Source organism: uncultured Marinobacter sp. (assembly GCF_947488835.1).
Classification (GTDB): Bacteria; Pseudomonadota; Gammaproteobacteria; order Pseudomonadales; family Oleiphilaceae; genus Marinobacter.
On the sequence record NZ_CANLBK010000001.1, the window covers coordinates 638,391 to 653,011 of the forward strand.

10 protein-coding genes and 1 pseudogene are annotated in these 14,621 nt (G+C 42.4%); 8 read left to right on the forward strand and 3 right to left on the reverse strand.

What is annotated here, in order from left to right; all coding sequences use genetic code 11:
• The first annotated feature begins 2 nt into the window (after nucleotides 1–2).
• The 6 genes and pseudogenes from Q0824_RS02940 to Q0824_RS17330 all read left to right on the forward strand — a co-directional run.
• Nucleotides 3–605 (forward strand): acyltransferase, encoded by a 603-nt coding sequence (locus Q0824_RS02940; RefSeq protein ID WP_298447382.1) that lies wholly within the window; start codon nucleotides 3–5, stop codon nucleotides 603–605.
• Nucleotides 602–2,311: a hypothetical protein gene (locus Q0824_RS02945; protein WP_298447384.1), complete on the forward strand. Its 1,710-nt coding sequence runs from the start codon at nucleotides 602–604 to the stop codon at nucleotides 2,309–2,311. The genes Q0824_RS02940 and Q0824_RS02945 overlap by 4 nt, the downstream gene beginning before the upstream one ends.
• 30 nt (nucleotides 2,312–2,341) lie before the next feature.
• Entirely contained in the window at nucleotides 2,342–3,877 is a 1,536-nt protein-coding gene (locus tag Q0824_RS02950; protein WP_298447386.1) for a hypothetical protein, read from the forward strand.
• A gap of 4 nt (nucleotides 3,878–3,881) precedes the next feature.
• Nucleotides 3,882–5,234, forward strand: a complete 1,353-nt coding sequence (locus Q0824_RS02955; protein ID WP_298447388.1) for a hypothetical protein — start codon at nucleotides 3,882–3,884, stop codon at nucleotides 5,232–5,234.
• Nucleotides 5,235–5,305: 71 nt separating this feature from the next.
• Entirely contained in the window at nucleotides 5,306–6,274 is a 969-nt protein-coding gene (locus Q0824_RS02960; protein WP_298447389.1) for a glycosyltransferase, read from the forward strand.
• A gap of 381 nt (nucleotides 6,275–6,655) precedes the next feature.
• A pseudogene (locus Q0824_RS17330) lies at nucleotides 6,656–6,766 on the forward strand (IS3 family transposase); the annotation flags it as partial.
• A gap of 85 nt (nucleotides 6,767–6,851) precedes the next feature.
• On the opposite strand, the gene Q0824_RS02965 reads toward Q0824_RS17330, so the two are convergent.
• Together Q0824_RS02965 and Q0824_RS02970 are read right to left on the reverse strand one after the other, a co-directional pair.
• Nucleotides 6,852–7,991, reverse strand: a complete 1,140-nt coding sequence (locus tag Q0824_RS02965; RefSeq protein ID WP_298447391.1) for a hypothetical protein — start codon at nucleotides 7,989–7,991, stop codon at nucleotides 6,852–6,854.
• 1,082 nt (nucleotides 7,992–9,073) lie between these two features.
• Nucleotides 9,074–9,637, reverse strand: coding sequence for a transposase (locus tag Q0824_RS02970; protein ID WP_298447392.1), 564 nt, complete (start codon nucleotides 9,635–9,637; stop codon nucleotides 9,074–9,076).
• Nucleotides 9,638–10,070: 433 nt separating this feature from the next.
• Between Q0824_RS02970 and Q0824_RS02975 the strand changes: the two genes are divergently transcribed.
• Nucleotides 10,071–10,997 carry a phosphotransferase gene (locus Q0824_RS02975; protein ID WP_298447394.1) on the forward strand — a complete coding sequence of 309 codons (927 nt, stop codon included), beginning with the start codon at nucleotides 10,071–10,073 and terminating at the stop codon, nucleotides 10,995–10,997.
• Nucleotides 10,998–11,546: 549 nt separating this feature from the next.
• Nucleotides 11,547–12,494 (forward strand): aminoglycoside phosphotransferase family protein, encoded by a 948-nt coding sequence (locus Q0824_RS02980; RefSeq protein WP_298447396.1) that lies wholly within the window; start codon nucleotides 11,547–11,549, stop codon nucleotides 12,492–12,494.
• 225 nt (nucleotides 12,495–12,719) lie between these two features.
• On the opposite strand, the gene Q0824_RS02985 is transcribed toward Q0824_RS02980, so the two are convergent.
• Nucleotides 12,720–14,162, reverse strand: a complete 1,443-nt coding sequence (locus Q0824_RS02985) for a lipopolysaccharide biosynthesis protein (protein ID WP_298447397.1) — start codon at nucleotides 14,160–14,162, stop codon at nucleotides 12,720–12,722.
• Between the last annotated feature and the right edge of the window lie 459 nt (nucleotides 14,163–14,621).

Genomic DNA, 14,621 nt, shown 5'->3' on the forward strand with positions numbered 1-14,621 from the left:
ACATGCGCAATACGCTAAAACGAACCATTAAGAACATATTCCTTTTACTGGCGTTCCCTTTGTATGCGCTCTATTTGCTGCTCAGTTTAGTAGGAAACCCTGATAGTACGTTCCAGTCATTCTCTCAGGCGCTTAGCCTGATACCTGGGAAAATTGGAGTGTACGTTCGTGCTGCCTTTTATCGGCTAGCATGCCCAGATACATCAGACGACATCGTCGTAGGTTTTCTGACAATTCTCTCCCATCGGGATACGTCTATCCACAAAGGTGTATACATTGGCCCGCAGTGCAACATCGGAAAATGCTCTTTGGGCGAAAACACCTTATTAGGTAGCGGCATCCATATCCTAAGCGGCAAGCAACAACACCGGTTCGACGATCCAGAATTACCAATCAAAGAACAAGGTGGAATATTCATAAAAATTAACATTAGTGCCGATTGCTGGATAGGAAACAACTCAGTTGTTATGTGCGATATCGCGGAACATTCGATTGTTGCAGCCGGTGCAGTTGTTACCAAAGATCTAACTCAACAGGGAACAGTGGTCGCCGGGAATCCTGCTGCTGTAATCAGCCAACGCGAATTAGAAGGCCTATCCAAATGAAACCAACCTCCTTTTTAGTTAGAATAGGCAACAATCAACCTCTACCTTCTAATACAAGCCCTGTTTACTCAGATAGCTTGTGTTCACTCTATGTGCGAGTCCACAATAACAAACATATTCAGCATGAATGTAATGAGGATGGCTTTACAGTATTTATCGGCGAAACCACTCGAAACCCGCTTGCAAATAACATTACGAAGGCTCCCGGCCAGGGTACTTTAATTCAATATCAAAAGGCTTCAGGGAATATAGTCATCACTACCGATCGACTTGGTACCAGCCTGATTTATTACAGCAGAGATAACAACGATATTTTAGAAATATCTAACCGGCTGGACAATCTGGCACTTGCCGGAAAGGCCCCAGACTGGTCGTCGATACAACAGTACTTAAACACAGGCTACACAATCGGTTCGAACACCTTCTTCCACGACGTGGTACAAACTCTTCCAAATGAAAAGTTGACTGCTTGCTGCAAAGATGGCTTTAACATCAAGCGGACGACTTTTAAGCCGGATCAAACCAGGTCGATGGAGACAGACACAGTTGACGAGCTTATAGATACCCTCTCTGCACGGCTCTCTACGGTATTGCGTGACCATCCCCCTTCCGTGCTTATGATGTCGGCTGGATGGGATTCTCGTACACTCCTAATATCCGGAGCAGAAAATTACCGCACCGCGTATACACATGGCGACCTATCAAGTAGAGAAATAGCCATATCGCGCAGCCTGACCGGCATTTTACGAATGGATCATGTGTTCTCTGATGTTCAAAACCTGGATATTTCAGGGAATTTACTCGACGCAATGCTTGAAGAGCTTGGTTTTTGCGTTTTCCCCGTTTGGTATATCGCCGGACAGCGAGCGCAAGATACGTACAATGCCCCCCTCTCTAGTGGCGTACTAGGTGAATTTCTTGGTGGCCACTACGGCTTGCTGAGCATAGGAACCAGATTTCAGAAAATATTGGCATCAGCATCTCTACTCCCCGGAAATCTCGTCACTGACGATCAGTTTTCAAAGGCGCTCGAGCGTTTCACCACTCCGGCTCCAGATCACTGGTTTCTGTCAGCGGCAGGCCGAACTATTCTTGCAGACGCAGCGAGTTCCACTAAGACTATAATGCGACGAAAACTGGACTCAGCGTACGAAGAATACGGAGATTGGCAGAGAGCTCTTGAGGCGTTCAATATGGAGCACAGAGCTCGCCAGTATATCCTCAAACAAGCCCAAACTGCAGCGTGCACCTCTGGCTACATCACGCCTTTCGCAGATGATGAGCTTGCCGAAATAGTTAATTTAATCCCATTTAATTGCCGAGTTCACAACACCCTGAACCAAAGACTGTTAAAGGCTAAAAGTTCCCCGCTACTAAATTACTCAATGGCGGCAACACTTATACCCGCAAAGTATCCGGTCATCCTTCAGGAACTATCACGAGGAGCGCGCATATTTTTTGAACAAGCCCGAAAACTGGTTGGAATGAATCAACCGAGGCTCGGCTGGTTTAATTATGAGCATCTATATCAATCAAATATTTTACAAGAGATTACTGAAAGTTTGTCCTTAACTCTATGGGACAAGCCGGGCATGCAAAAGACAATTAATTGTAATCCGAAAAATGGAATTGATGCTGGCTCAACTTTAGACATGCTTTGCAAAATAAAAACCGTAGACTACTATATTAAAATGACGAATCATTGAAGACGTTCATTTTCGCGGCAGGAACAACTAATGATTATAAAAACAAATGTTAGTATAAGCATGCCAAGACTTACATGGTTTGCAGAATACCATTTAAGCCACAACCGAGTTTTTATAACTCACGGAAAGAACGTAGAAGTTGGGAAAAATTGTATAGTAGAAGGCGTTTGGGACGGCCAATATGAAGACTTTAAGTTTGAAGAGTCCAACCATTTTTTCGGCAGTGCCTTAAAAATATTGAACGACGACCTGATAATCGTTCCTTCTACAGGGCTCGTTGACCGAATCTTTATCGGAAAATCATCTGAAGCCTATTACATATCTAACAGTCTTATTGAAATTTTAGCAAGAACTAGCTCAAAATTAGACCCGGACCACAATTACAAAATACAAACAAACACTATCCAAAATGGATTTAAAAATTATACAAACGAATACCCGATAATAAGCGAAAAGATAGAAAGCTTACAGCAGTATTTTTACCACCCTATTAAATTAAACGCTAAAAGCACGATTATAATAAACCGGCCAAAACCAGTAGAGTTTCTTAGCTATGAACATTACAAATCTAAAATAAAAAATGATCTTTATAATATTTATTTGAACTCATCATCTCCTTTCCGAAAAAACAAAATTGATCTATATACAACAGTGTCCAAAGGCTATGATTCTCCCGCGGTCACTATTTTGACTGAAGACCTACCCATAAAAACTGCGTTTACAAGCAAAATCTCGAACTCTTCAATTCTAGGTTATTTGAGCAAAGAATCAATAAATGACGATGGAACCGAAATCGCGGAGAAGCTAGGTTTGAGCGTAACCTATCTTGACTTCCGGGGAATCGAAGTAGATGAAGATGAACTGTATTTTCTTGCTGCTACCACCGGCGGACCAGAACTACAGTTCTATAAAGTACACAAGATCCTAGAAACTAGTGATAATCCAAGCATAGTCCTTACAGGCTACCACGGTGATACAATCTGGAGCTTGTCACCTCCCAAGGCAGCATTGACAGATGATATTCTAAAGCCTGGGGCTTCCGGCTTAACACTATCAGAGGCAAGACTAAAATCTGGCTTTATTAACATACCTGTACCTATGATGCATGCCCGGAGTATAGTGTCAATCAATCATATATCCACCTCCGAAGTGATGTCTGGCTGGTCTGTTGGCGGCGATTACGATCGCCCTATCCCAAGAAGAATAGTTGAATCGGCCGGTATAGGACGAAACAGTTTTGGAAAAAAGAAACGCGCTATAGCAACTTTCTACGACCTACCAAGAAACAAAGATCTACGAAAAGAATTCCTAATTTACATGAAAAAGAGACACAAGTACTCAGCTACTAGAATATTAATAGGTTTTCTGGAAGATAGATTAAAATATAATCTAAAGATGACACTATTCTCTTTCGACCGCTCCTATTTAAAAATGGGAAAATTCAAACGACCTTTAGATGGTCATGCCATCGATACACCTTACCAAATGCATGTTTGGTCGTTGGAAAAACTGACTAAGATCCGAAGAAACGCATTCGATTCACAAACAAATAACTTAGCAGAATGAAGTTATGAATCTAAAAGAAAATATTTATTACAGATCTTCACCGAAAGTGCAGAATTTTCTGGTCAGTCTCGCCGGTAAAATGCAGTTCGCTAAGCGCTATCAAAGTCTAAACGATAAACTTATTGAGATTCGAGAAATAGAGTCGCTTGGCGACCGAGAGAAAACAGAATATCAGAATGAAAAAATAGAAAAAATGGTTCGTTTTTGCGGGGAAACCATACCTTTCTACAAAAAACTTTTTTCAGACTACGGCATAAACCACACACAAATATCGTCTAAACTCGATCTACAGAAGATACCGGTTCTCAGTAAACGGACAGTAATAGAGAATATTGATTTAATAACAAACCCAAACGTAAAGAAATATATCACCCAAAAAACAAGCGGAACCACTGGCACTCCATTCACCATTCGCATGAACAATAATACATACCAATTAGCAATGGCTTTGCTTGTAGCTCATGAAACTAAACATGGCGTCTCTTTCGGAGCAAAAAGAGCAACTTTTGCAGGGCGACTTATAAAAAACTATTCCGACAACACCCCCCCTTTCTTCCGGTTTAATAAATCTGAAAACCAGGCGATTTTTTCAACGTACCATTTAAGCAGTAAGACCCTAGAGCATTACGACAATGAGCTAAAGGACCTAAAACCAGAAGAGTTGATTGGCTACCCCTCAGCAATTTACAATCTTGCAACTCTCTATTTTGAAAGCCAAAAAGTTCCATCATTTAAGCCAAAAATCATCGTGACGAATTCCGAAACATTATTTAGCTGGCAGAGAAAAGTTATAGAGCTGGTATTTGGATCCACTGTCTACGACTATTACGGAACAGCGGAGTATATTCTGTTCGCTGGGCAAGAGGATGACCTTTCATACGCTATGAACCCAATTCTTGGCGTACACGAGATTATCGATAACCAGGGTTTAGCCTCCTCGTCAGGCCGCATTATAGGAACGTCCTTGAGCAACACTGTTATGCCGCTTCTAAGATACGAGATCGGGGATACAGCAGTGAGGGGCTCCTCGGAATTTACCATAAAAAGCTTTACTGGCCGTGTAGATGACCAGATACACACACCGGATGGTCGAAGAATAGGAAGAACTGGAGAGATTTTTGGATTTTTTGAGAACATTAAAGAAGCGCAAATAATACAACATGACTTGTCTTATTGTGAGGTTCTTATTGTCAGCTTAAAAGAAACAGATTTGGTACCAAAACATAACATTATCGCTAAGCTTAAGAGCAAGTTTGGAGAACAGATGACTTTCGATATAAAATTTGTAGACAACATAGAGAAAAGTAAAAACGGTAAATTCAAAGCAGTAAAATCCAACCTTAAGCAAATAAAGTGAAGTAATTTAGTAGCAGGCGTCGAACAGATATTATCTGTACACATAATCTTCAACGGATTTCTTGAAAACAAATGAAAAAGATAAAAGCTGCAGATGACAACCCACCGTTTTTTTCTATTGTTGTACCAGTATACAACGAGGAAAAACACATCGGGTCGTGCCTCCTATCGATTTTTAATTCCATTTATGATGGCACGCAATATGAAGTCATTGTTGTTGACAATGGATCTGACGATGAGAGTCTAGATATTGCCAAAAACTCAGACGCACGTGTATTTCAGTTAACTACGGGTAACGTTGGCGCCGTAAGAAACTATGGCGCAAAACAAGCTCGTGGGAAAGTGCTTGTTTTCATTGATGCGGACTGCTTATTAGATAGAAATTGGCTAAACAGGGCGGAGAAACTCATCCAAGACCAACCTTACTGTGCCTATGGTGGCGGCGCATGGTTGCCTGAGCACCCAACCTGGACTGAAGAGTTATGGTTATTAAATAAAAAAGGAATGCCAGCTTTACCAAAACACCTAATCGGTGCAAGCACTATGATATCTAAGGATCTCTTTTTACAACTAGGCGGGTTTAATGAGCTTATTTCATCAGGTGAAGACACGGATTTTCATAAAAAAGCCCTCTACCTAAAAGTTCCTATAAATATTTCCCATGAATTGAATGTCACTCACCTGGGAAATGCCAAAAACTCAATTCAATTTTTAATGCGCCAGGTTTGGCATTCAGAAAACTATCTACATAACCTTAATAGCTCTGCCAAGGATCCAATATTTCTTATCACCGTAGCCTTTGCACTATCCTTCACAACTTCTGCCTTTAGCATTTTAACACTATCTTTTAATACGAATTTAACAATAAGCCTTTTTACTTTTGCGATACTTCCCTCGATACTATCCTGCAAGAGAATATATCGGGCGAGATATTTCACATGGAACCCGCGTAAGATATTAGGAATATATATACTAGACTTACTTTACTTGATAGGCCGAAGCATTGGCCTTATAAAAGGACTGCGTATCATAAATCGATAATAAATATTATTTCAAACGGTCTATTCGATACTAATCAAAGAAGTCGTCAATTATTATATTTTATAATATACATGGAAGTCTTCTTGAATATTAAAGTAATAATAACTTTTAATACTGAAATAATCCATGAAAAAAGAGCAATTTAATTTTACGGATTTTTATAAACTAACAAAGCTTCCGTAAAAACCTATAACTCAAAACCTCACTAAATAATTAAAATAAACTTGTCGATTTGATAAAAAGAAAATAGAGAAATACCCGCAATGGTTGAAGGTGGCGACGGTTGAATCTTCCACTGGATCGGGAAATAAACAAAGCTCGAAATGGATAACTAGGAGCTCGAGTTGATTCTGCACTTCCCCCACTTCAGTAGACACGCTTCGCCAACTACGACACCATATAAAACATTATATTGAGTGCTTTTATAACACCCAAAGGCTCCACAGTAGACTTGATTACCGGACTCCGTTAGAGTTCGAGGAAGCTAACTAATGGGGCGTGTCCACTTTTTTAGGGGATTACCATTCTCATAACCCCCAGAAGCCCATTTCTATACAATAAATATAGAATCCTTTTATTAGTTTACTCCCACGCCTCCTGGCGGATTGGGTGGAGCAGCTTCACTCGTAGTTTGTTCAAGATTATCAGGTATCTTAGTTAATACCCTCACGTCATCAATCGCATACCATTCTTCATAACGCCGTTCATTGGGGTATCCTTGAAAATAATCGTTTCCACCAAGCCCGAAGACATTCCAAGATACACCAGGCTTCCCTACAGGAACCCAATTAACTTTGTCAGTGTGTAATATTTGGGTGTCATTAATCCATTGCGTCAAGACTCCGTCTAGCTTTCCCTTACCAGAGTTTAGCTTTACGAAAAAAGCAACCTTATTCCATGTCCCTGGCGGCCCAAACACCTGCTCCATCGACACTGCTTTTGTCGAACTCGGGGTGATGTACCCTCCATTTATTTGGTCAGGTAACTTTGCGTCACCGCCATCTGGAGCCATCCCTGCAAGGCTGCGCCCCATATAAGAAAGGGAATAATCCCCTGAATGTGGCTTTCCTGGGATCTCCGGAGCTCCCTCCTCGCCACCAATGCCATATAGTGATAGCTTATTACGAATCCCGTATCGTGGCCCCCCTTTAATCGACCAGTCGAGTGCGGGATGGGAAGTGCTATCAAAATATTTAAAAGGATCGTTCCAATCTCCAGTCCAAGAATAAACACGAAATATTTTCGCGTTTCCTAATTTATCGGTGGCGTAGCTTTCATACATCTCTTTTGAAAACGAAATATAAAACTCGAAGTATGCTTGAGATTGGTCGCCTATACGCTTCAACAAAACCCCATCAGAATTCCACTTATTCCACCCGGGATCATAACTGTCTCTCCAACTAACCATGGATTTGCCTACGCCTCCGCGCGACTTGTCTGAGTTAGCTGCTAGAATTTCGACGGCTTCATGTCGATCACCATGCCCGGTTGAGGGTCCCCATTGCGTATCAATTCTTGCAAAACTCCAACCCTCGGGAATAACATCGCCTCTTGAGGGTAGGCGCGAATTTGTGGATGACGGATGCGTATTCCCTGTCCAGTCGGGCTGATCGTCAAACGTTTCCTCAAAAACGATTTCCCCTTGGCTAACCGATGCCCAAAAAAGTAAACAGCTGGTCAAAACGGTTCGAATTAATAGCGTCTTTCTATAAATCATAACTTGACCCTTTGCCCACCAAGATTAAGAATGTTTTTCCTGTGTTCACTTGCCTACCTATCAAGACTAGCACACCGCAATGTACACGTAAGTCTGAACTTTCTCACCAGCGTCAGAAATCACACCGTTCCTTCCTCAGTTCCAAGGGACTGGCAAAATAGAACGTGAATTCTTCGTATTCCCGCTTTGGTGGGATCACTGTTAACTCGACCCTACCATACAGACCATCACCGGTATTAGTTGGCCTGCCATTTTAGTGAAGATTAAGGCCTGACGGAGTCTTAACGACTAACTTGCTAGACACTTGGACAAGACCTTACATGTCCATGATGTAGCCCCTAACGATGTAGCGCACCTAGTGTAGATTTATAATACACTTAGTTCTGAATAAACTGGACAAACCCAACTGATAGTGAGTGATCATAACTCACTGTTTTTGATTAACATTAACAGTTAGTTAACCAGGCGCATAATCCAGGTTTTCACTGACCTCTTCGCCTATGAACTTTAGTAGGGAGCCACAACTGCATGGGGGGTCCGGTTCATTGTGGATCAGCGTGCGCGGCAGTTCGAGCAAATGCAGCGTGCGTTTGGGCTGCAGTTTTGGCTTCGCTGGTGTTCCAGTGCCGCTTCAATGGCGGCAAATTCGCAGTCGAACAGCTCATCCATTAGGTTGCGCAGAACCGCATACTGTTGTTACCTGCGCTTTGCGAACTTATGGCAATTCAGAATCACCAGTGCGTGGCTCAGTTTTTCGATGACCGCATCGCAGTGCACCAGCGTTCGATCTTTTAGTTCCAGCGCCTATTCCTTGGCTTCCAAATGCACAATCAACTCCGCGTCAGGGCAAGAGGATTATCAGAAGAGAAGTAGGGGGTGCCATACTGAGCCGTATTCCAAGCTATGGTCACCAAGACGATGAGCCATTCTGGTGATGATCTGGGTAACTGGATAGTGGTTACAAAACCGAGATCACACCGGTCGCACCGAGACGTTGCCATGGCAGCCCTTGAGCCAGCGCGGCCAACTGTTCGTCCGTTAACAGCTATTGTCTGCCACGCCAAGTTACGGCCCAGCGGAATTTACCGCGATTCAATCGACGGGCACAGGGTCAGTTGCTGAAGCCATCGTGAATCAAAACTTTCATTCGGTTGCCCCCGTTTACTTGCGAGCAAGTACGCACCATGATGTCGGGCTGAGCCGTACACTTGAACGCAACGCGCCACCGCCTTGGCTGGACCGGCCCGCATATCCAAGGGCTCGGTGGCCAGCCAGATCTCGTCAATGCGGATCATGGCAACAGTTCGCGTAGAAACGCCGCACATTGCTGACTGCCACTCCACCACAACCGGGCCGCCGGCTCGTGGAATCTCGATTCGGATGGTGTGATCCTTATCGACAGGCCTTGTGGTATTTCCGACTGCTCCCGGCAAACGAACTGGCACAAAGGCTGGGGGTAGACTTCCACCGTCTTGCTTCGACTCCCTGATCCAACGCCGAGGTTGGTTGGCGTTGAGGTCATTGTCCAGGGCGATACGGAAAACAGACGCACCAGGATTTTGGCACTCAGCCACCAACCGAGCTTTAAATACCGGAGCGTGCCGGCGACGTTTTCGGTAAGGGCGGGTTACGCTTACGTTGTTCATAGATAGTGTCCACTAAAGAATAAGTGGAAACTTTCTTGAAGGTTGCGGCATCAGGCTCAAGATGGGTTGGCCGGACGGTTACCGGTGGCTAGGTATTTGGTAAGAATTGAGCTACCCGCCAAAGATACTATTGGAAGCACTTCAGCTTATTTTGAGGTTGAGACCAACTATCGTGCTGAACCCTGCTCTTTGCGAATTTCAAAATATTGGCTTTAACACTTCTAAGCCTTTATCCAAACTAGGCAATCTCTAGGCTGGTGTCACTTAATTAGTTATGATTACGCGCTTGGCGGCTGATCAACTGCAGCGCAGTAAAAGAAGGACTGCATACCGGGTTTTGAGACCTTCCCCGAGCCGTTTTCGAAAGCTAGCCAGTTGTAAAAAAGAACAAGATTGGTTGTGCGCAGTTTAAGTTCCTAAAAAGGCAATTCCAATGAGCAAGCAGAATACGAAATTGCACGTTAATCCTAGAAGCACCGGCATTGTTTCAGCTAATACCTATGAAAAGCACACCCAAAAAATTAACCTGATGCCCGAAGCGCTGGAGCTTACTCGTTGCCGAGACTTGAGCATTCGCACTAAGCACGTCAACGTAGTGGAATTGGTTGACTTTAACGAGACAACAAACCGCCTCACCACCCGCAGAGTGGATGCACAGGAATTGTTCCTCAAGGTCTGGAATTCAACCTATTTTTTGGGACGCTTAAAAGGTCACCATCTCTCTGAGCCAGACACTTTGCGAGCTAGAATTATTGAACTCGGTAGCTGGCTAAAAAAGTATCACCTCAGCTCCATCGAAGAATCCACCGAAGGTGCAAGTGGCAGATCACTTGAAGCCGACTTTCACAAGAAGATAAAAGACATAAGACGAAACCGCCTGATCCCTGAAACCAAACTAGCGCGAATCGAAAAAAAGTTTGGAAAGGATTTCAGCAATCTTAGCCAGCCAAGCTATCTTAACCTGAATGGCGCATTTCCATGCCGTGTCCATGGCGACTTCACAATCTATAACATTCTCATTGATCACCAAAACGACTTACACATTCTCGATTTTGGCGATACTCGGATATCAGGTAACTTCGAAGACTTAGCGCGTTTTTACAGCGGTTTGTGGGCTATATCCCGTACAAACCGTAGTCGTTTCAAGCTTCTTTCTGATTTACCTGAACGCTTCTTGAACGCCTACGGGGTATCGCATGAAATTACAGAAACTCCCTACTTCCGTTGTAACTTAGCCTTTAACTTCCTTACACATCTCGCCGCTCAAAATTATATGAAAGAGCTTTTATCATGGAATTCGAATCGAGAAATGAGTCTAATAACAAAGGCTGGATTAGAGTGGATTTACGAACAAATCTAGGAGGATCTTATACAATCAGATAATAATCTAACCTCGGTCCCCACTTAATCTTTCATAGCGTCAAGGAATTGATGAACCTATGCAAAACCCCACTGTTATCGAAGAACATTTTCGCCAGCTCGAAGACGTACTTAAAAGCCCTGTTGCTGCATGCGAACCTCGAAACCGAGCACAGACACTTATAAAAGCTAGGCAAATACTCGATACTTCAGCACAGTGCTGCATTGTAGTAGCTACCAGTATCAGCTCGAATCCAGTTCACAATATCATCGATCTGTACAGAAGTATGAGCTGCCTAAAATACATACAACGACAACTATGTGAAGAATACGTTCCTTTGCATACCTGCCTAATTGGCATCTACCCTTCCCTGGAGTACCCTGCTTGTGTTTACGAGCTCAACACTAACGCTGACCGTTATGTTATAAACAATGTATTTCCCTATGCTTCCTCCCCTCTGATAACTCTACTCAAGTATGTGATCAGTAAGTTTATTGGGTCCAACCCTTCGGTCGGCGGATTAGGCTTGGCTTTTTACAAGGGGTAACAATGCTATTTGTTAATCGATTTCTCTCGGACGCAAGGTTACATGACATCCACCTTACCGATCACTCCGTGGCGTGCATCAGCACAACGCGTCCCATCTATCTGGTTTTTGGCGATTCATCTGATTATCCAATCTACGTGATTAGAGAATTGAATGACGAACAGGATTTATACACACATCAAGTCCACAACCATTTGTATCAACTGGTCGGGAATCAGGTCCCAAAAATTGTTGGGATTTATGAATATGAAGGTGGAAAGTACAGCGTTCAACGTGGAGTGAAAGGCCTTCCTTGGTTTCAGATCAAATCAAAATTTCGAACTGAAGAAGCACGAATACGCTTAGAGAACAGACTATGGAATTCTCTGAATGAGTTTCATAACGCGCTTGCGACAAGCACTAGTTTCACTAGTCTAAGCGCTAATGAAACCAAAAAACTTCAGCCCCATAAAGAGCTTCTTCACGCCTACGAGGAATATAAAAGTGTAGAATGCTCTGAGAACGATGCGCTTGATAAACTGGTTAAATTTGCTGTCAAAGATCTATTAGAGATGCCAACCTGCATGGGGATACCGCAACATGGTGACTTCTGCTTGAACAATTTGATTATCGATACGGCACATGTAACTGTAATTGACTTTGAAGATTTCGCAATAACAACAATGCCGATGTATGATCACTTCACTCTGGCACTATCATTACCCTCATGCCCGGAAGATCCAAGCGTGGCAGTCAACATTCTGAATGGGTCAAAAATCATATGTGGAGCTAAAAAAATTGGTATTGATTCCGATTGTATTCGATGGCATTTCCTCCACCATATCTTGCTTCGACTAGGTCCATGGAGTGCTGGCCCTAAAAGAGCAGTACATAGAGCTTGGTTAAAAAATATATTAGGGAACTTTGTTGATAAACAACTACCACTGACAAATCACGGTAACAGATGCTAGCAACCCACTCGTTCATTTAACGGTTATTTAATATATTCGTTTAATGCATTTATAATAATATATTTCAGACTTTTCTTATATAAAACTACTTATCTTTTTTTGTCAGAGTCACTTTTAAAATCGCATAAAAACAATCCGAGTTAGTTATAAAAAAATCCGTCAATAGGTAAGTTCCAATTTAGGCGCTTTGAAATTTCGTACTGAGGATTAACACCAGTAATCAACTCAACGCTTTAATTTCGCCCTATAAATTTCGACAATCTCGTCTTTTAACGGGTGCTTGGTAGCAAATACAGCTGCTATCCAAACGGCAGGTAGCACTACTGAGATCTCAAGGATCGAATAAAGTGAACTGTTAGTTTCATAGGGAAAGATATGAGCAAGTAGTGTAGCTGCCAACCAACATATTGAAGAAACAATAGCGCTTGAAGTCAGTGACCGAATGTAACGAAAAACACCAAGTCCAATCGCTGTCTTTACAAAAAAACCTGACGCCAAAAAGTCGATTATACCGGAAAAAACAAACGCATATCCTACACCCATTAAACCCCAGTTTTGATATGCTAGTATAATCGAAAACAAAAAAACAACGAACACAAGAATTTCTTTGACTAGTACCAAAGTTTCTTTTCCCACTGCCACGAGAGCATTTGGCGCTAATATATGCCCGGTGCGGAAAATTGCCCAAAAAGCCACAACTGTCGCTATTGGAGCCGAATCATCCCACTGATCACCAAACATAAGCCGAATTGCAGGTAAACTTGCTACACTCGCTACAGCCAGCACTGGCCAGAGAATGCCCGCAATCAATTGGGAAGCTCTGGTATATGCGTAGGACAGACTCTCATTTCTCTTTTTAACATCGGACAAATAGGGTAAAGCAACGGGCGTCACGCCGGAGAGAAGGGTGTTCTGCAAAAATAACATGAACCCAAGCCCGCGCGAAAACATCCCAACCTGGGCAGGGCCTCCCATCTTACCAATTACCATATCCGGCACGGTATTTTGGGCTTTTTGAAGCATATGGCTCAAAGAAGTATAAACCCCAAGCTTTGCAATTGGCTTTATCTCTTTAAATCTTGGGCGGTAAACTTTCACATCCCTAGTAAAGTATATATATAGCAAGAACTGTACAAATGCCGTAAATAACCCAGACATCGCTAAGGAATAATAACTAAACCCCCTAAAAATTAAAACGACAACCATAATTAAAGAAGCAAAGGAAGAAAACAATCGTATAAACGATATCTCTTTGAACTTATACCGCCGAGCCAACAACGCATTAGGAATACTTATGTAAGGAGCAAAAATAAAACTTACAGACAATATTTTGAATATCAGAGATAAATCTGGAATATCAAAGAACTTTGACAGCGGATTAGATGCAAAAAAAACACCCAACCCAAGCCCCCAACATATAATCACAGTTAAGCCATAAGCAGACCTGATCTTATCCTCTGTAAGCTCTTTCTCTCTTATCAAATACGAGTTAGCACCAAGGATCCTAAACTCACTAATTATAACAACAATCGAGCTAGCCATTGCATATACGCCTATTTCCTCCGGAGTTAGCATTCGAGCAATAACAATAGTGCTAACAAGACCAACAGCCATTAAAGCATAGCGGCCCAAAGAGGAGTAAAGCAAAGCATACCTAACACTTGACATATTATTTATAACCAAAGTTTAATTTAATATTATATGCCAGTTCAAGATCGTCCTCTTACTGTGCACAACAAGGAGTTTCCGCTAACACCCAGATACGACCTTATAACCCGAAATTAAGTACCTTTATTTCGATGGCAACACGAAATTAACTCAAACACTTACTTTCTTGTCTTTTCATATTAATAATTAGCGAAATGGATCAATCCTTTGCGATAATGATAGCCTCCATAAGCTAAACGTGAGAAACGAGCTAGGATGGTGTCTTTCGACCGTATATCACAGTGCGCTTCAATTATCTGTAAATTTGCCCGAACCCTAAGCTGAGTACCACCTGACATATCGCCACCATTAACCCCGTACTTCACTAAAGCGTATGCCACTACTCATACGCTATACACCTTAGCTATTCGTAACCATAGATCCAAATTTTCAGATGCTTTGAAGTCGGTGAAGTACATC